At 57.6% G+C, this 417-nt stretch carries 1 protein-coding gene; it reads left to right on the top strand.

What is annotated here, in order from left to right; genetic code table 11:
* Positions 1–163: 163 nt before the first annotated feature.
* Positions 164–417, top strand: a 254-nt coding sequence (locus tag QQZ17_RS21150) for a hypothetical protein (protein ID WP_284554166.1), incomplete at its 3' end; no start/stop codon positions are given.

The raw sequence follows: 417 nt of genomic DNA on the forward strand, positions 1-417 counted from the left end.
GTTCCGTACCATTGCGTGGCTAGGCTCTCAGCGAACCTCGGGCACTGCCATTACTCGCGAAATGGCGCTTGCGCACCTACGAGAGGAATGGACTGCGCGCGGCCCGAATGGGCATGGCTTCGAGCCGTACTATCGAGCGTCGGCAGAGGCTATGGTCGAACGCATGGCGGATATCACCAATAGCGAGGTTGGCCAGTATGATACAGATGAGTGGAGTATCGATTTCGCAGGCAAGACAATAACGCTCACTCCAGATCGCGTCCTGATAGAGCCAGATGGACGCGTGCGTGTTCAACGGGTTCGCACAGGACGACGCTCTAAGAGCGAAGCCGACAATCGCATCTATGCGCTCCTGCGTCATGGCGCGGGCGCTAGATATCCCGGCACAACAATATCCATCGAGACGCTGTATCTGGC

The organism is Citrobacter sp. T1.2D-1 (genome assembly GCF_950098555.1).
In the GTDB taxonomy this organism is placed as follows: domain Bacteria; phylum Pseudomonadota; class Gammaproteobacteria; order Enterobacterales; family Enterobacteriaceae; genus Citrobacter_A; species Citrobacter_A telavivensis.